The organism is Streptomyces sp. NPDC050564 (assembly GCF_044457265.1).
Classification (GTDB): Bacteria; Actinomycetota; Actinomycetes; order Streptomycetales; family Streptomycetaceae; genus Streptomyces.
Window position 1 is genome coordinate 416064 of record NZ_JBITGS010000002.1, and the last position, 22960, is coordinate 439023.

Below are 22960 nucleotides of genomic sequence, written 5' to 3' on the forward strand. Positions count from 1 at the left end.
TGGGCGTGCCTAGGGTCGTGGCCATGGCACCCTTCCTCGCGTACGAGGACCAGGGGGGCGCCGACCCGACGGCGCTGCCCCTCGTCCTGATCCACGGCCACCCCTTCGACCACACCATGTGGGCTCCGCAGATCGCCGCGTTCTCGGCGGCGCGCCGCGTGATCGCCCCGGACCTGCGCGGTTACGGCGCGTCCCCCGTGATCCCCGGGCTCACTCCGCTCTCCACCTTCGCCGAGGACATCGCCGCGCTGCTCGACGAGCTGGGGGTGGCGGAGTTCGTTCTGGCCGGGCTCTCCATGGGCGGCCAGATCGCCATGGAGTGCTACCGGCAGTTCCCGGAACGGATCCGCGGACTGGTCCTCGCCGACACCTTCCCGGCCGCTGAGACACCCGAGGGCAAGAAGACACGGAACGACATGGCGGACCGACTCCTGCGCGAGGGAATGCGCGGGTACGCCGACGAGGTGCTGCACAAGATGGTCGCGCCGTACGCGGACGCGCGGGTCGCGGGCCATGTGCAGCGCATGATGACCTCGACGCCCCCCGAGGGAGCGGCGGCCGCCCTGCGGGGCCGGGCCGAACGCCCCGACTACCGCGAACTGCTGACCCAGGTCACCGTCCCGGCCCTGGTCGTCGTGGGCGCCGACGACGAGTACACCCCGGTCTCCGACGCGCAGGCGATGCACGCGGCGCTCCCCGACTCCACGCTCCACGTGATCGATTCGGCGGCGCACATGCCGAACCTGGAACGGGCAGCGGAGTTCAACGAGGTGCTGGCGGCCTTCCTGGCACGGATCGAGAACTGAGCCGCGTCACTGCTCGAAAACCGACCCCGCAGCGGCTCGGAAACCCACCCGCAGCAGCTTCGAATCCGAGCCCGTCGCAGCTTCGCAAACGAACCGTCGCGGCCGGGAGCCGACCCGGGTGACCTCCAAAGGGCAACCCTCCACCGCAACGCCCCGTCTTTGAGGGAGGATTCGGGCACCCCCCACGGACGAGCGGAAGGCCGGGACTTGGACACTGCGGCGGCCGAGTGGACGGGCTCGGAGAGACCGGTCGGCGAGCGCCGGGCCGGGCGGGTGGCCGGGGCCTGGGCGGCGGGGTTGTTGCTGGCCGGGGTGAGCGTGGTCATCGGCTGCCGGGCGGCCGACAGTGACGGGATCACGCCCGTGCCGCAGTTGCTGGCGTTTCTGCCGTGGCTGCTGGCCCCCACCGGGCTCGCGCTGCTGCTCGCGCTGCTCGCGCGGTGGCGGGTCGGGATGGTGTGGGCGGTGCTGTTGCTGGGGATCGTCGCATGGTTCATCGAGCCGTACGGGAAGACCAGCGAACCCGGTGGGGCTCCGCTCGCCGAACTGCGGGTGATGACCTCGAACGTCGAGTTCGGGCGAGGGACCGGCGCACTGATTCCGGTGGTGCGGCGGGAGAAGCCCGACATCCTGTTCGTGGAGGAGTGCGAGTACGGGTGTTCGCGAGCGTTGCGGGACGCCTTCGGGGGGACCGACGGGGTCTATCCCTACCGGGAGGCCGTCGAGGGGGCCGGATCCGACGGGTCCGTCATCATGAGCCGGTTCCCGCTCACCGGGGCCGACGGCGTGCGCGGGACCATGGGCATGCCCGGAGCCGTCGCCGACGTGCGCGGGCACGACGTACGGCTGCAGCTCGCGCACCCCATGCCCCCGCTCCCCGGCCAGCTCGGCGTCTGGCGGCGCGAGCTCGGCGAGCTGCGCGACTACGCGGCCCACGGCAGCGGTCCGACCATCATGGCCGGGGACTTCAACGCCTCCCAGGACCACGCCGCGTTCCGCCGCGTCCTCGACACCGGCCTGCGCGACAGCGCCCGGCTCGCCGGAGACCCCCGCACCCCGAGCTGGCCCGCGAGGACCACCCCGACGCTCGGCGCGCAGATCGACCATGTGCTCGTCTCCGAGGACTTCTCGGCGAACAAGGCGACGTTCCCGCGCATCACCGGTACCGACCACCGCGCGCTCGTCGTCGATCTCACCCTCCACCAGCGCCGATGACCCCGTGGGGCGGCCCGGCACGGCCGTCATACTTGGTCCATGTCCCGAGAGTTCCCCATCGGCCTCACCCCTCCCGACTGGCTGGTCAGGAACCTCCAACCGGAGCAGGCGTCCGTCAACTGGGCCGCCGTCGCCCGCGCCGCGATCGCCCTGGCCCTCCCGCTCGCCATCGGACTCGCCGCGGGACAGCCGGCCTACGGCGCCCTCGCCTCCATGGGCGCCCTGTCCGGGGTCATCGGCGACACCGCGGACGCCTACCGTCTGCGGATCCTCAACATCGCCGTGCCCCAGCTCTTCGGCGCGGTCGGCGTCACGATCGGCTCGCTCGTGTTCGGGCACGGCTGGGTCGCCGTCGCCGCCGTCACCGGGGTCGCGCTGGTCTCCGGGATGATCTCGTCGATCGGCGCCGTGGCGTCCGTGTCCGGACTGCTGCTGCTCCTGAACTGTTCGATCGGCGCCGGACTTCCGCTGCCGGGCGAGTGGTGGCTGGCACCGCTGCTGATGTCCGGCGGCGGGCTCCTCGTCCTCGCTCTGGCGCTGCTCGCCTGGCCGTTGCGGTCGGGGGTGCCGGAGCGGGCCGCCGTCGCGAGCACGTACCGCACGGTCGCGGACCTGCTCGCCGCGAGCGGGACCGACGCCTACGACGACCTCCGCGTCACCGTCACCCAGTCCCTCAACCAGTCGTACGACGTCGTCCTCGCCCGGCGCGCCTTCCGCCACGGCCGCAGCCCCGACTTCGTCCGGCTGCTGGCGCAGTTGAACGCCGTCACGCCCGTCGTCGAGGCCGCCCCCGCCGCCCACCAGTACGGCAAGCCGCTGCCCGCCGAGATCCCGGCCGCCGTACGCCATCTCGCCGAGGCCGTGGAGACCGGCTACACCGGACCGATAGGACTCCGGCTGCCCACCCCGTCCAACGAGACCGCGCGCGCCGTCGACCACGCCTTGCGCCACGCCGCCGACGTCGTGACCGCCCGGTCGCCGGACGCCCAACCCGTCGACGACCGTCTCGGCCGGCCCGCCGCCCTCCGCGTCCGCGCGGTGCGCGCCGCCCGCAACGTCCTGCTGTCCGGCGCCTCCTGGCGCTACGGGCTGCGCCTCGCGCTGTGCATCGGCCTCGCCCAGGTGCTGGTCTCGATCATCCCGGTGCCGCGCTCGTACTGGGTCACGCTCACCATCACCTTCGTGATGAAGCCCGACTTCGGTTCGGTGTTCTCCCGGGCGCTGCTGCGCGCGCTGGGCACGGTGGCCGGGCTCGTCGTCGCGGCCGCGGTCCTCACCGTCGTACCGCGCGGCTGGTGGGACGTGCCCGTCCTGCTCGTCCTCGGGCCGCTCATCCCGGCGTTCACCCCGCGCGGCTACGGCTACCAGACCGCCGCCATCACCCCGGTGATCCTCCTCCTCTCCGACATCCTCAACCACCAGGGCACGGCTCTCCTCGTCCCCCGCCTGGTCGACTCCCTGATGGGGTGCGCGATCGCGCTCGTCGCCGGGTACCTGCTGTGGCCGGAGAGCTGGCACACCCGGGTCGGCGAGCGGCTCGCGGACGCGGTCGCGGACACGGCCGGCTACGTGGAGCTGGCGTTCGGGGCCGGCATCGATCCCGCCTCCCGCGCCCGCGCACGACGACGGCTCTACCGCGACCTCTCCGCCATCCGTGCGGAGTTCCAGCGCGCCCTGACCGAACCGCCACCGATCGGGCCCCGCGCCGCCGCCTGGTCGCCACTCGTCGTCGCCGTCGAACGGATGGTGGACGCCACGACCGCGGCCCGGGTCCGTGTCAAAGAGGGCGCGCCCGAGCCGTCCGCCGCCGAGGTCGCCCACGTCGTCCTCCAGCTGCGGGAGTTGTCCGAGGGGCTGCGCGAGACCGACGTGCTCGTCGCCGTCCGTACGGATCTCACCGGGCCCTCGGGCTCCGTGCTCGAACCGCTCCGCCAGGAGGTCGCGGCGGCGCGGTCGATCGCCTCACCGCACTGACGGGACCTTCGCCCCATCGCTGCAGAGGACGTCCGCCCCGCTGCACCGAGGGACCGAAGTCCGCTGTACGCATCGGCGGTGCCGTCACGAGCCGCGGTCTCCAGGTGATCCGGTACGGGGAGGGGGGCGCTCTTCCAGTCGAAGAGCGCCCCCCTCCCCGTATGCCCAGCTACCGCTGGACCCCTACGTCGCAGCCGTCCGTGCGCCACACCGCGACCACGGCCGGACGGACGATCTTCCCGGGGCCGTCGGGCCAGACACTCGCCGGCTTCTCGACGGACGCGCCGTCGATCTCGCCCGGGTGCTGCACGGCGACGAGCACCCGCCGGTCCTGGACGAGCGGGCCGCAGGTCTCCGCGCCGGTGGGCATGGTCAGGAACTGCTTCAGCTCACCGCGCCGCTCACCCTTGGTCGCGACGCCGAACAGGCCGTCGTGCGAGCCGAGTTGGTTGCCGTCGGTGGAGATCCACAGGTTGCCGTACGAGTCGAAGGCCACGTTGTCGGGGCAGGAGATCGGGCTGACCTTGTCCTTCGGGAAGCCCGCGAAGTAGGTGGCCGGGTCGGCCGGGTCGCCCGCGACGAGGAACAGCGACCAGGCGAAGGTGGTGCTCTCGGCGCGGTTGCGGCGCTCGGTGAGCTCCAGGATGTGGCCGTGCTTGTTGGCGTTGCGGGGATTGGCCTCGTCGGCGGCGGCGAACCCGGTCTTGCCGCGGTTGGTGTTGTTGGTGAGGACGACGTACACCTTGCCGGTGTGCGGCGAGGGCTGGATGTCCTCGGGCCGGTCCATCTTGGTCGCGCCGACCTTGTCACCGGCGAGCCGTGTGAAGACGAAGACCTCCTCGGCCGTCATCCCGTCGACGTGCGAGACGGCGCCGTCGTCGGTCGCGGTGGCCAGCGGGATCCACTCCCCGCTCCCGTCGAACTCGCCGTCGGCCGGCAGCTTCCCGCTGCCGTCGATGTCGGTGGCCGGGGAGTCGCCGGTGAGCTTGGCGACGTACAGCGTGCCCTCGTCGAGCAGGGAGAGGTTGTGCTCGCGTACGGCCCTGCTCGACCCCTTCTTCATCCGCTTGCTGCCGACGAACTTGTAGAAGTAGTCGAAGCGCTCGTCGTCACCGGTGTAGACGACGGGCCGGCCGTCCTCCGTCAGACGCACGGTCGCGGCCTCGTGCTTGAAGCGGCCGAGGGCGGTGTGCTTTCGGGGCGTGGACGTCGGGTCGTACGGGTCGAACTCGACGACGTACCCGAAACGGTGCACCTCGTTCGGCTCCTGGGCGACGTCGAACCGCTTGTCGAAACGCTCCCACTTGCGCTCTGTGGGGCCCGTGCCGATGCCGTACCGCTTGTCCGTGGCACGGCTGCTGTGGGCGAAGTACTGGTTGAAGTTCTCCTCGCCGTGGAGGGTGGTCCCCCAGGGGGTCGTACCGCCGGAGCAGTTGTTCAGCGTGCCGAGGACCTTGCGGCCGGTCGGGTCGGCGGAGGTCTTCAGCAGATCCGATCCGGCGGCCGGGCCGGTGAGCCGGAACTCGGTGGTGGCGGTGACGCGGCGGTTGAGGGGGTGGCGGGAGACGGCGGTGAGCTTGCCGGTGCGGTGGTCGTTCTGCACGACGACGGCGGACAGGCCGTGCGCGGCCCAGGCGACCTCGACCTGCTCACGGGTGGGGTTCTCGGCGTCGTACCCCCGGAACATCAGGATCTCGTCGGTGTACTCGTGGTTGGCGACGAGGACCTGACGGCCGTGCTCCGCGGGCAGCGGGAGGAGAGCGAGGAAGTCGTTGTTGTAACCGAACTGGCCCGCCTGGGCCGCGGCGGTCTGGTTCTCCGGGTCGAAGGCGGGGGCGCCGCGGAGGATGGGCTCGCCCCACCGGATGACGACGTTCTGGCGATATCCGTCGGGGATCACGACGGCGTCGGTGGTGTTTGGAGCGACGGGCGTGAAGCGAAGCCCACGCGCCCCCTTTTCGCCCTTGTACACCGACTCGGTCGCGGCTCGGGCCTGCGGGGCGCCCGTGCCGACGACCGCCGCGCCCGTCGCCGTGGCCACCGTGACGACGGCCGCGGCCCGCATCATCGAACGACGGCTGAGCGCGCCGGCGATGACGTCACCGACGTACGCGTTGTCGCTGGTGTTGGGCACCTCGTGGAAGCAGGCGTCACCACAGCGGAACCGACAGGTCATGGCGGAGCGCCCACCGGGATGCGTTCCTGATGTCCCCGGCGTTCCGATCAACGGCAGCAGTCTGCGCACTTTACTCTCCCCATACGAGCCCTTGGTGTCAGCGTGACGCTAGGGGGGCGTGCGTGCAGGAACGCTGCACTCCGATGAACGAAGAGTGAACCTGTGGGAGCCGAGGGGGTATTGACACGGCGGCATTACGGCCCCCCGCCCCTGCCCAAGATCACCGGCGGCGGCCGCTAACCTTACGTGTCCGTCCTGGCCAGGGATTAACGGGCATCAACTCACGCGAAGGGTTGCGCACATGGGCATTCTCACTCTCCTGCGGAACGCGTTCGGCCGCTCACGCAAGGGTCGTGACGCCGACGCGGAGACCTCGCGAGAGGCCTCGGCTCCGACGGTTCCGGCCCCCGCCGCCGAACCGGTTCCCTCCTCCGAGGAGGCCGAACGGGTTCCCGCACAGGAGTCCGCCGCCGAGCCGAAGATTCCGTCTCCTTCACCCGAGCCGGAGCCGACGCCGGAGGCCGAGCCGTCCGTGGTGGACGAGCTGGTGTCGGCGGCATTCGACAACGTAACGGTCCCGAAGCCGGCCTCGGCGCCCCAGGCGGAGACGCTGGGGGAGACGCCGAAGGCGGCGGAGCCCACGGTGGCGGAGGTGACGCCCGAGGCTGCGGCTGAGGCCGAGCCCGAGGCTGAGCCCGAGGCTGAGCCCGTCGCTGAGGCCGTCGCTGAGGCCGAGCCGGAGCCCGCGACTGAGGCTGAACCCGTCGCCGAGGCCGAGCCGGAGCCCGCGCCCCAGGTCGAGTCCAGGACCGAGGCCGAGCCCGAGGCCGAGGCCGCCCCCGAGCCCGTAGCGGAAGAGGTCCCGGCGGCAGAGCCGGAGCCCGTGGGCGAGGTGGCTGCCGCGGAGCCGGACCCTGTCGTCGCCGAGGAGCCCGCTCCCGTCGCCGCACAGGCGGACGAGCCCGCATCGGCGCACGTGGACGAACCGACCCCCGCACAGGCGGACGAGCCCGCATCGGCGCACGTGGTCGAGCCGGCTGCCGCACAGGCGGACGAGCCGGCGGCCGCCGACGGCGATCAGGCCCCACAGGGGCCACCCGCAGCCGACGACGAGAGCAGCACGGGTGGTGCGGGCCGGAACGACACGGCCGAAGGCGAAGCCGAGGCCGAGCCCGAACCGACGGCCGAGGAGTCCACGGACCCGGAGCCGGTAGCCACCGAAGAGCCCACGGCCGAAGGCGAAGCCGAGGTGGAGGCCGAAGGCGAAGCCGAGGTGGAGGCCGAAGGCGAAGCCGAGGCGCCCGGCAAGCCCGCGACCCCCCTCACCCACGTCAAGACCCACGCCCCGAGCCTGGTCACGGCGTACAGGGAAGCGGGGACCGCGCTGAAGAAGCGGGACCTCACCGGCTCCCGAGCCCACCTCTACCTCGTCCTCGACCGCTCCGCGAGCATGCGCCCGTACTACAAGGACGGCTCCGCCCAGGCCCTCGGCGAACAGGCCCTCGCCCTCGCCGCCCACCTGGACCCGGAGTCCACCGTCCACGTCGTCTTCTTCTCCACGGAGCTGGACGGCACCGGCGAGCTCACCCTCACCGAGTACGAGAACAAGATCGACGACCTGCACGCAGGGCTCGGCCGCATGGGCCGCACCAGCTACCACGCCGCCGTACAGGAAGTGCTCACCCACCACGAGAAGCACCACCCCGACGCGGAGCGGGCCCTCGTGATCTTCCAGACGGACGGTGCCCCGGACGCGAAGACGCCCGCCACCCAGTCCCTCACGGACGCGGCGAAGGACCACCCCACCGTCTTCTTCTCGTTCGTCGCCTTCGGCGAGCACGACAACAAGGCCTTCGACTACCTCCGCAAGCTGAAGACCGACAACACGGCCTTCTTCCACGCGGGCCCGACCCCGCGCGAGCTGACGGACGCGGAGATCTACGACGGCGTACTGGAGAACTGGCGCCCGTAGCCGCCCCCGCCACGACGAACCGGGCCGCCCCCTTCCCATCCCTTAAAACGGGAAGCGGGCGGCCCACCCATGTCGGCTACGATTTCAAGGTTCGTAAGACGACCGACGACACGACCTGAACCGACGATCGTCACCCCACGTAGCGACTTGGGAGCAGCCCGCGATGGCTCGACACCTCATCACCAGCGCCCTTCCGTACATCAACGGGATCAAGCACCTGGGCAACATGGTGGGGTCCATGCTCCCGGCGGACGTGTACTCCCGGTACCTCCGCCAGCGCGGTCACGACGTTCTCTACATCTGCGCGACGGACGAGCACGGCACCCCGGCCGAGCTGGCAGCCAAGGAGCAGGGCCTGCCGGTCGACGAGTTCTGCGCGCAGGCGCACGACGCGCAGAAGGCCGTGTACGACGGCTTCGAGCTGGCCTTCGACTACTTCGGCCGCAGCTCCAGCCCGGAGAACCGCGAGATCACCCAGCACTTCGCGCGCCGCCTGAACGAGAACGGCTTCATCGAGGAGCGCTCGATCCGCCAGGTGTACTCGCCGGCTGACGGCCGCTTCCTCCCGGACCGCTATGTGGAAGGCACCTGCCCGCACTGCGGCTACGACAAGGCGCGCGGCGACCAGTGCGAGAACTGCACGCGCGTCCTCGACCCGACGGATCTGATCAACCCGCGCTCGGCGATCTCCGGCTCGACGGACCTGGAGGTCCGCGAGACGAAGCACCTCTTCCTGCTCCAGTCGAAGCTTCAGAGCGAGGTCTCGGAGTGGGTGGCGCGCCACGAGCACGAGTGGCCGCAGCTCGCCTCCTCCATCGCCCGCAAGTGGCTGACGGAGGGCCTGCACGACCGCGCGATCACCCGTGACCTGGACTGGGGTGTCCCGGTTCCGGCCGACACATGGCCCGAGCTGGCGGCGGAGGGCAAGGTCTTCTACGTCTGGTTCGACGCCCCGATCGAGTACATCGGCGCGACGAAGGAGTGGGCGGACCAGGACCCGGAGAACCGCGACTGGAAGTCCTGGTGGTACGAGGCGGACGACACGGTCCGCTACACGGAGTTCATGGCGAAGGACAACGTCCCGTTCCACACGGTGATGTTCCCGGCCACGGAGCTCGGTGTCCGTGAGCCCTGGAAGAAGGTCGACTACGTCAAGGCCTTCAACTGGCTGACGTACTACGGCGGAAAGTTCTCCACGTCGCAGAAGCGCGGTGTCTTCACCGACCACGCGCTGGACATCCTCCCCGCCGACTACTGGCGCTACTTCCTGATCGCCAACGCCCCCGAGTCCGACGACTCGTCCTTCACCTGGGAGCACTTCACGGCCACGGTCAACAAGGACCTGGCCGACACCCTCGGCAACTTCGTCAACCGCGTCCTGTCCTTCTCCAAGAAGCGCTTCGGCGAGGAGGTCCCGGCGGGCGCGGAGGCGGGCGAGGCGGAGGCGAAGCTGGGCGAGGAGATCGCGAGTCTCCTGGCCGAGTACGAGACCCAGATGGAGGCCCTCCAGTTCCGCAAGGCGGCGGCAGCACTGCGCGCCCTGTGGTCGGCGGGCAACTCCTACCTGGAGGAGAAGGCCCCCTGGCTGGAGATCAAGACCAACCCCGAGGGCGCGGCGCTGACCCTGCGCACGGCGATGAACCTGATCCACCTCTACGCGGTGGTCTCGGAACCCTTCATCCCCGCGTCCTCCCGCGCGATGCGCTCGGCCTTCGCCCTCACGGACGACACGGCCGCCTGGGTCACGACCGACGAGGCCAAGTCCCTGGACTCGGTCCCGGCCGGCACCCCCTTCACGGTCCCCCCGGTCCTCTTCGCCAAGATCACGGACGAGGACCTGGAGACGTACAAGGAGCGCTTCGGCGGCGCACCGGAGTAGCAGCAGCCACGCGACCGAGGGCCCGGGAACGAACAGTTCCCGGGCCCTCGGCGTCAGGGCGTCGGAACGCGACAGCGGCACCAAGCGGAACCCCCTGCTCCTCTGCGCATGCCCTCTCCCGCGCTGTATACATTGCGAAGATCATGTGAAGCCATTGGCTTACTGGGACATGAGTGGACATGTGAATCCACTGAGTGGGGGGTTCATCCATGGCACTGTTCGGCAACGCGAGCACCGTCGACCCGGCCTCGGCACAGCAGGACTTCGCGCGCCTGCCTTCACCAAGGGCGTGGACATCTACGAAGTCCAGGCGACCCTCACGCAGTTCGTGGCGCGGTAGATCTCCTGGTCACTGCTCTCCCACCCCTGCGCGCGTACGACGGTCGCGACCGGCTGGGGCGGATACAAGTCCCTCTCCCTAGGGACCTCACATGCCGTAGGGCGCCCGGGACTTCACGTCCCGGGCGCCCTCGTCGTCGTGCGGGGGACCACGACGCCGAAGCCGACGTCGGCAACGAACGGTTCCCGGGCCCTCACGGCCGGTTCGGGGGTGGCCCCCAGCGCTGACATGTCCTCGCCCACCCGTATGGTTTCCGCCATGGCAGTCCCAGTCCCCGAGGTCATTCCGATCGCCTATGAGCCGAAGCACCGTACCGAGACCATCGGACGGTACGCGGACGGTCAGTTCCTGGCGTCGATCACGTACGCCTTCCCCGAAGGGTTCCGTCCCGACGACGGCTGGGAAGAGCACAAGCGCCTCTACGTGGTGCTCCACACCTTCGACTCCGCAGGCCGCTACCGCGACTCGGAGATCTGGTGCGCGGGCACCTGGGCCGAACAGCAGCGCAACCCGCACGGCGACGACTCGGTCCTCTCCCGCGCCCGGGTCCACCTGGCGAAGCTCCTGCGCAGCCTCCCGCGCCGCTCCTACACGGACATCGCGATCCGTCCCTTCCAACTCACCGTCGACGGCGTGCTGTTCGGCCTGGTGACGGGAGAGGACGAGGGCGAGCCCTGGGCCGAGCTCTACCCGGACCGCCTGGGCTTCGGCGAGCCGTGGGACGGCACGTACGACACCTGAGCGACACCCCGCCACCGTGCGGCACGGACCTCGCCCCGACGGTGTCGCCAGGGCCGATCCGAAAGGGCCCGGGACGGATGAACCACCCCGGGCCATCACGGCTGCTCTCCTACGAGGTCACGAGGTCAGAACCCCGGCACAGGTCGTGGTCGCCAGCGCGGTCGGGAGGTCCTTCGCGGAGCTCTGGAGTCCGGCGGTGAGCGTCGGCGTCCAGTTCACCGTCGTCTTCAGCTTCTTGGAGTTGGCGGCGTTGTACGCGGCGACGAGGTCGGTCGCCGTGCCGTTGACGAGATTGCCGCTGCCCGCGACCGAACCCGTGCCGTCGCCGCTCAGCAGCTTCGCGACCTTGCCGCCGGTCGGCACCTTCCAGTAGTTGTCCTCCGCGACCACCTGGGCCTTGGCCCGGGAGTTGATGGTGTAGAGGGGCGCGTACCCGTTGAGGGTCGCGCCGCTACGGCGTGAAGACCTGTTCCAGGCGGTGGATGGCACCGTCCTCGCCGGTCTCGTACCTGAACACCAAACCGGAGTCGGGGTGCGCATCGATCCAGTCGATCAGCTCCTGCACGCCGATCCGCTGGTTCTCACTGCTGTCGGTGACGGGGTTGGTGGCGGTGACATACGCGGCCTGGTCGAGAGCCCAGCGGCTGTCCTCGCCCGTGACGACGAAGGGCGCGCCGTCCGTGTCCTTCCCCGGGCATCCCCAGGCCCCGTGCTGGATGACGAGGTTCAGCTTCCCGGTGCTGCCGTCGAGTTCCTCGACGCGGTAGACGGCGATCTCGTCGGGGTCGACGTGGTCCGGGCTCGGCGGCTCGTCGACACACTTGGCGGCCGGCGCGCCGGTCGATGCTGATCCGGTGTGCTGGACGGCGGGCTTTGCGGCCGGCGTGCCGCTGTCGGCCGCACCGGACGACGAGGTGGCCGTGGCTCCCCCGCTCGACGCTCTGTCGGGCGCCCCGGCCGTCGTGCTGGGCGATGGTGCGGCCGTGGCACCCGCGCTCGGCACCCCGCCGGCGGCGGTGGCAGAGCCGTCCTTCTGGCACCCGGTGAGCACGGCGGTCAGCGCGACGGCGGTGAGCGCGAGCACGGCGGGTCTGAGGCGGTTGGCATTCATCTGGGACGTCCCCCTGGTCACAAGCGGCCCCATCGGCCGCACCCCGGAGCGGGACCGTAGCAACGGCGTCGTCCCACCGCAGCACTGGAACGCCTGGTGTCACAGAGCCGGGACGAGGCCGTCACGGGGTGCGGACGGTGTCCCCCAGTGGGGGAAGTTCGCCAATGCGGCTCACGCTCACCCCGGTCTTCGGGCAGACCCACACCGCCACGCCCTCGACGACGGTCGCGGCCGCCGGATGCGAGGCCGGATGGGCCGGGCAGCGCGGCCACACCGCCGACTCGCCCTCCGTCCACAGCGCTTCGACTGCCCACTCCTGCACCTGATCCGCGACCTCGGCGAGCCGCACACCGGGCCGGTCGTCCGGCCCCCAGTACACGCCTTGGCCCGAGCCGTCGGGTGCGTGGAGCATGAGGCCGGGGTAGTCGTCCTCGGGCTCGCGTACGTCCGGTTGTACGGAGCACTGCGCGCGGAGGTCCCGAAGGACGGTTTCGAGGACGCGGGCGAACTCGTCGTCACTCACGTACGGTCCGCGCGGATCTGCTGGAGCAGGCCGGCGAGCCCGTCTCGAGAGAGGGGGAGTATTCGGGCGGGCTCGTCGCTTTCACGGAGAAGCAACAGGCCATTACCGTGAGCGAGTTCCACGCACTCGTTGCCGTCTCCTGGACCGGAAAACGAGGACTTCTGCCACTGGATCACGACTTACAGTTCCTTCGCCAGATGGTGCATGAAGTCCCGCGACTTGGCGGGCTCAAGGGATACCGACTCCACCTTACGGACGAGTGTTCGCATGGCTAGGAGTTGGGCCGAGGCATCCAGGAAGGCCGAGCCATACGGGGCGTCCCGCTGGACGGTGTCCAGCGCCGTCACCTGACCACCGACGTACAACATCATCGAGCTGGCTCCGGCGAATCCGTCGACGTCGAACGGAATCACGCGCACCGAGACGTTCGGGCGTTCCGACTCCCGCAGCAGCTCGTCGAGTTGAGCACGGGCCACTCGCCGGTCCGCGACACGGGTGCGCAGCACCGACTCGTGCACCACTGCGTCGTACGGCGCAGCCCCCTTTTGGGAGAGGACCGCCTTGCGGCGCATACGGTGCGCCAGCCTGGCCTCCATCTCGCCTTCCGGGAGCTCGGGAACCCGATACGCGAGGACAGCTCGGGCGTAATCCTCCGTCTGAAGCAGACCGGGCACGTGCGCGGTGGCAATCACCTGCATGAAGCGGGCGTGATGCTCCAGCTCCGCCAGATCTCGGAAGACGGGCGGCAGTACGTCCGCGTACTCCTTCCACCACCCGCGCGTACGATCCGTCGCCATCGTGACCAGCGCGTCGACCAACGCCTGGTCCGCACAAGCGTAGTGAGCCGCGAGCCTGCGCAGACGCTCCTCGCTGACTCCTGCGATCCCGGCTTCCATCTGACTCATCTGCGCCGAGGTCGATCCCAGAAACACGGCCACCTCCCGGGCGGTCAGGCCGGCGGCGTCCCGCAGTCGTCGCAGCTCAGTGCCGAGGCGGGCCTGGCGAGCGGTCGGCTGGCTCCTCGGTGGCATGCGCGCCTCTTCCTCTCAACAGGCCCTCCGCGAGGACTGGTTGGTCTCCTTCGTCCGGGGGTCAGATTACGCGAGCGGCTTGCGGTGGCAGAAATTAATGCCCTACCGTCAGTGACGTAACACACACGCTGCGAAACCCGGAGTCACCGGAAGCGCACCGCCCCGCCATGCCATGGCGGGGCGGCATGCCACCGCCCGAACACCACAGCAACCTCCAACTCCCCCTCCCTGACCAGGAGTCCCGCATGCCCAAAAACGGAGTACCCACCGACGACCAACCGTGGGAGTACACGCTCTACGTCCCCAACGACCCCCGCGCCGTCATGATCTGCCGCCGCACCCTCCGCCTGATCCTCGCGGCCCACGGCCTGCTCCACTTCACGGAAGCCGCCGAACTGCTGGCGACCGAGCTGGTCACCAACGCCGTGCAGCACACGAAGGGCCCCGCAGCCATAAAACTCCGCGCGGAAAACGGCGCCCTGCGCATCGGCGTCTGGGGCGCGGACCCCACACCACCGCACCCGCCCCGCCGCACCACCCCGGACGCCGAAACAGGCCGCGGCCTGGCACTGATCCGCACCTGCGCCGACACCTGGGGATGGGTCCCCCAACGGGACACCAAGAACATCGTCGGCACCGGCAAGTACATCTGGTGCGAACTGGCCGCGACGGCGTGAACGTTCCTTCCCTCCCAGAAAGAGTGAACCCATCCCGTCGGCCGGATCTCGACCCTCGTGGCCCGCTAGAAGTGAAGGAACTCAGTCAGCGGGGCAAGAGGGCCCGGAGTCCGGAAATTGGCTCCGAGCCCTCTCTCGCGGAAGGGACGTACGTCAGCTACTGCTCGCCGCCGCGCTCGGCTGGGTGTCCGTGCTGTCGTGGGTCTCGTCCGGGGCGACGCCCATCGTCAGGTGGGCGTGGACGCCCTTGGCGATGTTCTTCTCGTTGTACTTGAGGTACAGGAGGCCGCCTTCGTGGCCGTTGTCCGGGTAGATCGTGTCCTCGTCGAGGGTCGTGCGGGTGGTGGTGTTCGTGGAGTACGGCGACACCTCCGCCGATGCCAGGACCGCCTTCTCGTCGAAGAAGAGCTGGCCGGTGTGGCAGGTGTGGCCACCCTCATAACCGGCGGACGTCCACTCGCCGTCCACGTGGACCTTCACATGGATGTGCACACAGCGGCCCTGGTACCAGCCCGGGAAGATCGTCTTGAAGGTGACGTAACCGCGCTTGTCGGTCTTCCAGGTGCCGCGCAGGTACCGCTCGTCGTCGGTGGGCTCGGAGTGGCCGCCGCCGGTGCCGCCCGAGGGTGCGCCGGACGGGGGCTCGCCCGTGGGTGTCCCCGAGGGGGCGTCGGAGGGAGCACCGGACGGCTGGGTGCCACCGCCACCCGCTCCGCCGCTGCCCATCACCTCGTAGCCGGAGTACACGCCGAGTGCCGTGCAGTGCCAGATGTCGACGGCCGCGTTCTTGACGGGCTTGCAGGTCTCCGCGTCGATCACCTTGAGCTCGAGGGTCATGGGGATGCCCTCCTGGTCCTCGGTGATGTCCTGGCGGATCTTGTCCGCGTCGATGTAGTACGGGCCCTCGGTCGTCTCCGTGGTGAGCTTGTAACACGTCTCGGCGCTCGACGACGATGACGAGGCGTCGCCGCTCGTCTCGCCCGCGAACGCGTTCACGGCGATGCCGCCGCCCACGCCCACGGCCGCGACAGCCGCTCCACCTGCGACGACGACCTTGCGTCGCGTCATGTTCCGTTTGTGCGCCGGTCCTTGGGTCTCAGTCATGCGCCGGACGCTAGGGACGGAACCTGTCAATGACGTGGGTAAGAACTGTGGTTTCGCGTGTTCACGCAAAAGTGGCTCGGAACCGGTGTCGGTTCCGAGCCACCCTCACACGAAGAACTACTTCGGCTGCGGCTTCCGTACGGAGAGGTGCAGCTCCCGCAGACGGGCCTCGTCCAGCTCCGTCGGCGCGCCCATCATCAGGTCCTGCGCGTTGCCGTTGAGCGGGAACGCGATCGTCTCGCGAATGTTCGGCTCGTCCGCGAGCAGCATGACGATGCGGTCGACGCCCGGGGCGATGCCGCCGTGCGGCGGGGCGCCGAAGCGGAAGGCGCGGAGCATGCCGGCGAACTGCTCCTCGACGGTCTCACGGGCGTAGCCCGCGATCTCGAAGGCCTTGAGCATGATCTCGGGCTCGTGGTTCCGGATCGCACCGGAGGACAGCTCGACGCCGTTGCAGACGATGTCGTACTGCCAGCCGAGGATGTCCAGCGGGTCCTGGGTCTCCAGGGCCTCCAGGCCGCCCTGCGGCATCGAGAAGGGGTTGTGCGAGAAGTCGATCTTCCCGTCCTCGTCCTTCTCGTACATCGGGAAGTCGACGATCCAGCAGAACCGGAAGACGTTCTCCTCGAAGTGACCGGCGCGCTTGGCGGCTTCCACCCGCACCGCGCCCATGATCTTCGAGACCTCGTCGAACTCGCCCGCTCCGAAGAAGACCGCGTGGCCGGCGGAGAGCGACAGGCGCTTCGTCAGCTCCGCGACGTTCTCCTCCGTCAGGAACTTCGCGATCGGGCCCGTCAGCGAGCCGTCTTCGGCGACACGGACCCAGGCCAGGCCCTTCGCGCCCTGCGAGACCGCGAAGTCACCGAGCTGGTCGAAGAACTTCCGGGGCTGCGACGACACGTCCGGCACCGGCAGGGCGCGTACGTGCCGGCCCGCGAAGGCCTTGAACTCGGAGCCCTCGAAGATGTCGGTGATGTCGACGAGCTCCAGCTGGGCCCGCAGGTCCGGCTTGTCGGAGCCGTACTTCAGCATCGCCTCACGGAACGCGATGCGCGGGAAGGGGGACGTCACATGACGGCCGTTCCCGAACTCCTCGAAGAGTTCCGTCATGAGCGTCTCGATGGGCTGGAAGACGTCTTCCTGCTCTACGAAGCTCATCTCCACGTCGAGCTGGTAGAACTCGCCCGGCGAGCGGTCCGCGCGCGCGTCCTCGTCGCGGAAGCACGGCGCGATCTGGAAGTAGCGGTCGAAGCCGGAGATCATCAGCAGCTGCTTGAACTGCTGCGGAGCCTGGGGGAGGGCGTAGAACTTGCCCGGGTTCAGCCGGGAGGGCACGACGAAGTCCCGGGCGCCCTCGGGGGAGGTCGCGCTCAGGATCGGCGTCGCCATCTCGTTGAAGCCCAGCGCGGTCATCTTGTGACGGATCGCCGAGATCACGGCCGTACGCAGCAGGATGTTGCGGTGCATGCGCTCGCGGCGCAGGTCCAGGAAGCGGTACTCCAGGCGCCGCTCCTCGTTGACCCCGTCCTCCGCGTTGATCGTGAACGGGAGCGGGGCGGCCGCGCCGAGCAGCTCGACCTCGCTCACCTCGACCTCGATCTCGCCGGTGGGCAGGTCCGTGTTCACGTTCTCGCCGCCGCGCGAGACGACCTTGCCGTCGACACGGACCGTCGATTCCTTGGAGAGCTTGTCGAGGGCCTCGTAGGCGGGCGTGCCGGGGCGGGCGACCAGCTGCGTGATGCCGTAGTGATCGCGCAGATCGATGAAGAGGATGCCACCCAGGTCTCGGCGATTGTGCAGCCAGCCGCTCAGCCGGACGTCGCTTTCGACGTCAGAGGCGCGGAGCTCGCCGCAGGTGTGGGACCTGTACCGATGCATCGTCGTTCATCCAGTCTTCGCGGATTGGGGGCTGATGATCCGGATCTGCTCATCCGGGTCTGTTTCACGTGAAACGTCGGGGCCGAAGCCCGGACCTCCCAAGGGTACCGGCCACCCCAAGATCGCCACTCCCAATACTCTCGGTGGCAGGCATCGATTACCTCTTCATACAGTGGGGCAATGCGCACTGGTGAGCCCCTGCCCGGCGTGGGGGACGTCTTGGCCGCCCTCGCGACCGGCCTGTGGCGCTGGGACAACGCCGCGGGGCTGGTCACCTTCGATGCCGAAGCCGCCCGGCTCATCGGGCTGCCCCCGAAGCCCACGACACTCACCGAGGCGGGCACACGCGCCCATTTCCATCCCGTCGACTGGAACGAGATCGACGGAGTCGTGCAGCTCGCCGTCGCCGAGGGCACCCTCGCCGAGGCCCGGATGCGGATCATGGACGAGCACGGCCGGGTGATCCGGACCGTCCGCAGCCGCTCCAAGCCGATCATCGACCCGCAGACCGGGGAGTACGAGCTGATCGGCACCCTCCAGGAGGTCAGCGAGCAGCCGCCGGGAGCCGCCGCGCGCACCCCCGTCACCGGCGACTGGCGCCGCTCTCGGGAGGCGTTCCTGCTGGACGCGGGACGCGCGCTCGCCGAGGCGCGGTCCACGGCGGAGGTGCTGCGGGTCGCGGCCGGCCTGTCGATGCCCGGGTTCTCGCCGGACGGGCTCGCCGTCTTCGGCGCGAAGGGCGACCGGCTGACGATCATCGGTCATCACGGGCATCTGCCGGGGGCCGAGGAACCGTTCTCGCACATGTCCCTGACCACGGACTATCCGGCCGCCGAGGTCGTCCGCACCGGCCGTGCCGTCTATCTCTCCTCCCCCGAGGACTACAAAGAGCGCTACCCCGTCTCCTGGCCGCTGGCTCAGACCTTCGGCCGGCAGTCCTGGGCCTTCCTGCCGCTCACCGTCGCGGGGCGCACCATGGGCGCGTGGATGGCGGCCTTCGCGTATCCCGTCAGCTTCACGCCCGACGAGCGCTCGGTTCTGACGACCGTCGCCCGCATGCTCGCGCAGGCCCTCTCGCGCGCCGGAGCCGCCGAGACCGAGCGGGAGCTGACCGACGGCCTCCAGCGCTCGATGCTGCCCACGCTGGGCCCCGAGATCCCGGGCATGACCGTCGCCGCCCGCTATGTGCCCACCGGTGGCGGCCTCCAGGTCGGCGGCGACTGGTACGACATGATCCCGCTCCCCACCGGCCGCTTCGCCCTGGTCATCGGCGACGTCCAGGGCCACGACGTCCGCGCGGCCGGCCTGATGGGCCAGCTCCGCATCGCCCTGCGCGCGTACGCCTCCGAGGGCCACCGCCCGGACGCGGTGCTGTCCCGGGCCTCGCGTTTCCTGTACGGGGTCACTGACTCGGTGACGTACGGGTCGAGCGACGGTGGTACGAACGAGGGCGCGGGCGGCGGGCCCGACGGGGGCGACGGCGCTGACCTGCGCTTCGCGACCTGCCTGTACGTCGAGGTCGACCCGGCGACCGGGACGCTCGACATCGCCCGCGCCGGGCACCCGGACCCAGCGATACGCATGGCCGACGGAACCGTGCTGATGCGGCCGACCGCGGGCGGGCTGCCGCTCGGCATCGATCCGGACGCCGACTACCCGACGACCCGGCTCGTCCTGGAGCCCGGGGAAACCATGCTGGTCTGCACCGACGGCCTGATCGAGACCGGGGGCCACGACCTCGACACCGGCTGGCGGCGCATCCGCCGGACCCTCGAAGCCCACGACGGCGACATGGAGTCCCTCGCCGAAGCCCTGGTCCAGGCCGTGCACGGGCCCTCCTCTCACCACACCACCGGGCCGCTGGCCGACCGGCGCGAGGACGACATCGCCGTACTGCTGCTGTGCCGGGTGGGCCCCGGCTGCGGCTGCGGCGACACGGTCACGGCCGTGCGGCCGCCGATGCGGCGCACGATGCTGACCGTGGCTCAGGCCGAGCCCGAGCGGATCGCCGGGGCCCGCCAGCAGGTGCGGGAACTCCTCCACGACTGGGCCTGCGAGGACCAGCGCGACTCCGCGGTCCTGCTCGTCTCGGAGATGGTCACCAACGTCCTCGTGCACACCGACGCCGACGCGCTGCTCATCGCCGAGGTGGCGGGCGACCCGGGCAAGCGGCGAATACGCGTCGAGGTCACCGACGCCAGCGACGACCTGCCGCACCGGCGCCATCCCGGGGAACTGGCGTCCTCGGGGCGGGGATTGGTGCTCATGGAACTTCTCGCGGAATCGTGGGGCGTGGACCCACGGGGCGAGGGGAAGAGCATCTGGTTCGAGTTCTACGAGCCCGCCGAGCCGTCCGGCGAGGCATAGCGCGTCCGCAGTTCCGAGACGACCCCGAACGCGGCCGCGGTCAGCGGGACGGCGAGCAGCATGCCCAGGATTCCGGCGACGGACGCGCCCCCCGTGATCGTGAGCATCACCACCGCCGGATGCATCTGCACGGTCCGGCTCTGGATCATCGGCTGCAGCACATGCCCCTCCAGGACCTGCACGGCGAGGACCACCCCGAGCGCCCACAGCGCGATGACGAACCCCCGGTCCGCGAGCGCGACCAGCACGGCCACCGAGCCGGAGAGGAACGCGCCGAGATACGGGATGTACGCGGTCACGAAGACGAGCGCACCCAGCCCCACCGCGCCCGGGACGCGCAGGATCAGCAGCCCGATGGTGATGCAGAGGGCGTCGATGAGCGCGATGATCGTCGTCCCGCGCATGAAGCCCTCGACGGCCTGGAAGGCGCGCCGGGCCATGGCCTCGACCGTGTCGGAGGTGCCGCGCGGCGCCAGCGATCGAAGCGCGTCGGCCGCCCGGTGCGAGTCCCGCAGGAAGAAGAAGACCAGCAGCAACGCCAGTACGGCCACGGCGATGGACTCGCCCACGACGCTCACTCCGCTGATGACATTGGACGCGGCCGTGCCGCCGAACTTGGTCAGCAGATCCTTGGAGTTTGAGGCGAGGTCGTCGAGGGAGGTGCCCGCCGCCCCGAAGTGCTCCGCGACGGACTTCGCCGCCTGTTTGAGCGAGGCGACGATCTGGTCCCCGGTGTCGATGAGCGCGGCGACGACGATGTAGACGGCGCCACCGACGACCACGACCACGCCGACACAGGTGAGCCCGGCAGCGAGCGACCGGTTGACCCGTACCTTCACCAACTGCCGGTACAGCGGCCTGAGCAGCGCGGTCCCGAGCAGGGCGAGCAGCACCGGCACCACCGCCGTACGGAACTCCCCGCACAGCCGGATCCCGACCCACGCCACACCGGCGACGAGCAGGAGCACGACGCACCACGCGGCCAGCCGCCGGGCGCCTTCGGGGAGTAGCTGCACGCTTCCACCCGAACACGCGCCGGGCGCGCCGTCCTCCGGTGAGGGCCCGCCCGGGTGACACAGCGTCAGCGACCGGCGCCACGCGGTACGGTCAGGCCGTGGCGCTGGTGATCACGGCGAAGGGCGCTCCGAACGGGTCGAGCAGCATGGCGAGGCGTCCGACACCCTCTGCGTCGACGGCGGGGATGATGACCGTCGCCCCCAGCTCCTGGGCCCTGGCCACCACGGTGTCGCAGTTCTCGACCTCGAAGTACGGGTGCCATTCGGAGGACGAACCGCGCTGCATGTGCTCCGCCGGGAGCTGCATGATGCCGCCGTGCATGGTCGTCTCCCCGCCGCCCGCGGGACCGGCGATGGTGTAGACGACGTCCGGACCCATGGGCATGTCGCGCATCTCCCACGACAGGACCGTGCGGTAGAAGTCCTTCGCCGCCGCGGCATCGGTGGTGTAGAGCTCGATCCAGCTGAGGGTGCGGGGCTCATTGACGACCTCCAGGCCGTCCATGTCCCGGGCTTCCCATACGGCGAACTCGGCGCCCGTGGGGTCCGTGAAGCCGGCCATCCGCCCCTCGGTGAAGACGTCGGTGGGCGGGAAGCGGACCGTGCCGCCGGCCTGTTCCACCGCTTTCGCGGTGGCGTCGGCGTCCAGCGTGCGGAAGTAGACCGTCCAGGCGGACGACGCCCCCTCCTCGGTCAGCGGGCCGACCGCGGCCAGGGTCTTGCCGTCCTTCTGCAGGAAGCCGTACCCCCCGGCCTCGGGTCCCGCGGACTGGAACTGCCAGCCGAACGTGCCCTCGTAGAAGGCGGCGGCCGCGTCGATGTCCGGTGTCCCCAGGTCGAGCCAGTTGGGCCCGCCCGGAACGTCTGTCGAGGTGAGCATGGAGCGCTCCTAGCAGGTGAGTTGCGGTGGCCCGGAGGAGAAGAGCCGGGATGCGATGACCCCGCCGACACGTCTGCCCGACAAGCTACCCGCCGAGCACCGAGCGGGCATGCCGAACAGCACGCGCGCACGGGAAAGCCCCGTCCGGTGAAACGGACGGGGCTTTCCCGTGACTCGTCCGGCGGAGGCCTACAGCCCGCTCTCGGACATCCCGTGCACGGCGGGGATGGTCCCGAGCCGGCCCTTCTGGAAGTCCTCGAAGGCCTGCTGGAGCTCATCGCGGGTGTTCATCACGAAGGGGCCGTAGTGGGCCATGGGCTCGCGGATGGGCTGTCCGCCGAGGAGGACGACCTCCAGGTCCGGGGTGTGGGAGTCCTGCTTCTCGTCCGCGCGCACGGTCAGCGAGCCACCCTTGCCGAACACGGCGGTCTGGCCGGTGTGGACCGGGCGGCGGTCCGTACCGACGCTGCCGCGCCCGGCGAGGACGTAGGCGAGACCGTTGAAGTCCTCGCGCCACGGGAGCGTGATCTCGGCGCCGGGCGCCAGGGTCGCGTGGACCATGGTGATCGGCGTGTGCGTGATGCCGGGGCCCTGGTGACCGTCGAGCTCACCGGCGATGACACGCAGCAGCGCGCCGCCGTCCGCGGTGCTCAGCAACTGGACCGTGCCACCGCGGATGTCCTGGTACCTCGGGGCCATCATCTTGTCCTTGGCCGGGAGGTTCACCCACAGCTGGAGGCCGTGGAAGAGGCCGCCGGACATGACGAGCGACTCCGGCGGCGCCTCGATGTGCAGAAGGCCCGAGCCCGCGGTCATCCACTGGGTGTCACCGTTGGTGATGGTGCCGCCGCCACCGTTGGAGTCCTGGTGGTCGAAGATGCCGTCGATGATGTACGTCACGGTCTCGAAACCGCGGTGGGGGTGCCAGGGGGTGCCCTTCGGCTCTCCGGGCGCGTACTCCACCTCGCCCATCTGGTCCATCATGATGAACGGGTCCAGGTGCTGGTAATTGATCCCGGCGAACGCCCGGCGGACCGGGAAACCCTCGCCCTCGAAGCCGCTGGGCGCGGTCGTCACGGCGAGCACGGGTCGGGCCACCGCGTCGGCCGGCGCGACCACACGGGGCAGGGTCAGCGGGTTCTCGACGGTCACTGCAGGCATGTCGGTACCTCCTTGTGCTCGGAGTTTAGTTGAGCATTGAACTTTCTGCTACCCGTAACGACGAACGCCCGGAGGGCATTCCCTCCGGGCGTCCGGGATGTCGTACGAG

18 protein-coding genes and 1 pseudogene are annotated in these 22960 nt (G+C 70.1%); 8 read left to right on the forward strand and 11 right to left on the reverse strand.

The annotated features are described in order from the left end of the window. Window positions 1-23: 23 nt before the first annotated feature. From ACIBK0_RS05440 to ACIBK0_RS05450, 3 genes are all read left to right on the forward strand, one after another. Window positions 24-806 carry an alpha/beta fold hydrolase gene (locus tag ACIBK0_RS05440; protein ID WP_399076057.1) on the forward strand — a complete coding sequence of 261 codons (783 nt, stop codon included), beginning with the start codon at window positions 24-26 and terminating at the stop codon, window positions 804-806. A 207-nt stretch (window positions 807-1013) separates the two neighbouring features. Further along, window positions 1014-2021, forward strand: coding sequence for an endonuclease/exonuclease/phosphatase family protein (locus ACIBK0_RS05445; protein ID WP_399075858.1), 1008 nt, complete (start codon window positions 1014-1016; stop codon window positions 2019-2021). 39 nt (window positions 2022-2060) lie between these two features. Then, the gene (locus ACIBK0_RS05450; protein WP_399075861.1) at window positions 2061-3995 is read left to right on the forward strand and encodes an FUSC family protein; all 1935 of its coding nucleotides are present in this window, start codon (window positions 2061-2063) and stop codon (window positions 3993-3995) included. Between the two features lie 169 nt (window positions 3996-4164). On the opposite strand, the gene ACIBK0_RS05455 is transcribed toward ACIBK0_RS05450, so the two are convergent. Further along, window positions 4165-6240 carry a PhoX family protein gene (locus ACIBK0_RS05455; RefSeq protein WP_399075863.1) on the reverse strand — a complete coding sequence of 692 codons (2076 nt, stop codon included), beginning with the start codon at window positions 6238-6240 and terminating at the stop codon, window positions 4165-4167. Between the two features lie 232 nt (window positions 6241-6472). Between ACIBK0_RS05455 and ACIBK0_RS05460 the strand changes: the two genes are divergently transcribed. From ACIBK0_RS05460 to ACIBK0_RS05470, 3 genes are all read left to right on the forward strand, one after another. Continuing rightward, the gene (locus tag ACIBK0_RS05460) at window positions 6473-8143 is read left to right on the forward strand and encodes a VWA domain-containing protein (RefSeq protein WP_399075865.1); all 1671 of its coding nucleotides are present in this window, start codon (window positions 6473-6475) and stop codon (window positions 8141-8143) included. Between the two features lie 163 nt (window positions 8144-8306). After that, on the forward strand, window positions 8307-10022 hold the full coding sequence (gene metG, locus ACIBK0_RS05465; RefSeq protein WP_399075867.1) for a methionine--tRNA ligase: 1716 nt from the start codon (window positions 8307-8309) through the stop codon (window positions 10020-10022). Window positions 10023-10620: 598 nt separating this feature from the next. Continuing rightward, window positions 10621-11103: a hypothetical protein gene (locus ACIBK0_RS05470; RefSeq protein WP_399075869.1), complete on the forward strand. Its 483-nt coding sequence runs from the start codon at window positions 10621-10623 to the stop codon at window positions 11101-11103. Between the two features lie 117 nt (window positions 11104-11220). On the opposite strand, the pseudogene ACIBK0_RS05475 reads toward ACIBK0_RS05470, so the two are convergent. The 5 genes and pseudogenes from ACIBK0_RS05475 to ACIBK0_RS05495 all read right to left on the reverse strand — a co-directional run. Next, window positions 11221-11547 (reverse strand): annotated as a pseudogene (locus tag ACIBK0_RS05475) (pectate lyase); the annotation flags it as partial. A gap of 7 nt (window positions 11548-11554) precedes the next feature. Then, window positions 11555-12214 (reverse strand): hypothetical protein, encoded by a 660-nt coding sequence (locus ACIBK0_RS05480; RefSeq protein ID WP_399075871.1) that lies wholly within the window; start codon window positions 12212-12214, stop codon window positions 11555-11557. A 121-nt stretch (window positions 12215-12335) separates the two neighbouring features. Further along, a complete protein-coding gene (locus tag ACIBK0_RS05485; RefSeq protein WP_399075873.1) occupies window positions 12336-12737 on the reverse strand; it encodes a hypothetical protein in 402 nt (133 codons plus the stop codon). Then, a complete protein-coding gene (locus ACIBK0_RS05490; protein ID WP_399075875.1) occupies window positions 12734-12913 on the reverse strand; it encodes a DUF397 domain-containing protein in 180 nt (59 codons plus the stop codon). The genes ACIBK0_RS05485 and ACIBK0_RS05490 overlap by 4 nt, the downstream gene beginning before the upstream one ends. 3 nt (window positions 12914-12916) lie before the next feature. Beyond that, window positions 12917-13768: a helix-turn-helix domain-containing protein gene (locus ACIBK0_RS05495; protein ID WP_399075877.1), complete on the reverse strand. Its 852-nt coding sequence runs from the start codon at window positions 13766-13768 to the stop codon at window positions 12917-12919. A gap of 245 nt (window positions 13769-14013) precedes the next feature. Here ACIBK0_RS05495 and ACIBK0_RS05500 point away from each other — a divergent pair, with 245 nt between their 5' ends. Then, window positions 14014-14445 (forward strand): ATP-binding protein, encoded by a 432-nt coding sequence (locus ACIBK0_RS05500; RefSeq protein ID WP_399075879.1) that lies wholly within the window; start codon window positions 14014-14016, stop codon window positions 14443-14445. 153 nt (window positions 14446-14598) lie between these two features. On the opposite strand, the gene ACIBK0_RS05505 is transcribed toward ACIBK0_RS05500, so the two are convergent. Beyond that, the gene (locus ACIBK0_RS05505; protein WP_399075881.1) at window positions 14599-15549 is read right to left on the reverse strand and encodes an intradiol ring-cleavage dioxygenase; all 951 of its coding nucleotides are present in this window, start codon (window positions 15547-15549) and stop codon (window positions 14599-14601) included. A 117-nt stretch (window positions 15550-15666) separates the two neighbouring features. After that, the gene (gene aspS / locus ACIBK0_RS05510) at window positions 15667-17427 is read right to left on the reverse strand and encodes an aspartate--tRNA ligase (protein WP_399075883.1); all 1761 of its coding nucleotides are present in this window, start codon (window positions 17425-17427) and stop codon (window positions 15667-15669) included. Window positions 17428-17607: 180 nt separating this feature from the next. Here aspS and ACIBK0_RS05515 point away from each other — a divergent pair, with 180 nt between their 5' ends. Beyond that, window positions 17608-19794, forward strand: a complete 2187-nt coding sequence (locus tag ACIBK0_RS05515) for a SpoIIE family protein phosphatase (protein ID WP_399075885.1) — start codon at window positions 17608-17610, stop codon at window positions 19792-19794. On the opposite strand, the gene ACIBK0_RS05520 is transcribed toward ACIBK0_RS05515, so the two are convergent. From ACIBK0_RS05520 to ACIBK0_RS05530, 3 genes are all read right to left on the reverse strand, one after another. Further along, a complete protein-coding gene (locus ACIBK0_RS05520) occupies window positions 19761-20810 on the reverse strand; it encodes an AI-2E family transporter (RefSeq protein WP_399075887.1) in 1050 nt (349 codons plus the stop codon). The two genes, ACIBK0_RS05515 and ACIBK0_RS05520, sit on opposite strands and share 34 nt — an antisense overlap. A gap of 91 nt (window positions 20811-20901) precedes the next feature. Continuing rightward, window positions 20902-21690 carry a VOC family protein gene (locus ACIBK0_RS05525; protein ID WP_399075889.1) on the reverse strand — a complete coding sequence of 263 codons (789 nt, stop codon included), beginning with the start codon at window positions 21688-21690 and terminating at the stop codon, window positions 20902-20904. Window positions 21691-21879: 189 nt separating this feature from the next. Then, window positions 21880-22851: a pirin family protein gene (locus tag ACIBK0_RS05530; RefSeq protein ID WP_399075891.1), complete on the reverse strand. Its 972-nt coding sequence runs from the start codon at window positions 22849-22851 to the stop codon at window positions 21880-21882. Window positions 22852-22960 lie beyond the last annotated feature (109 nt).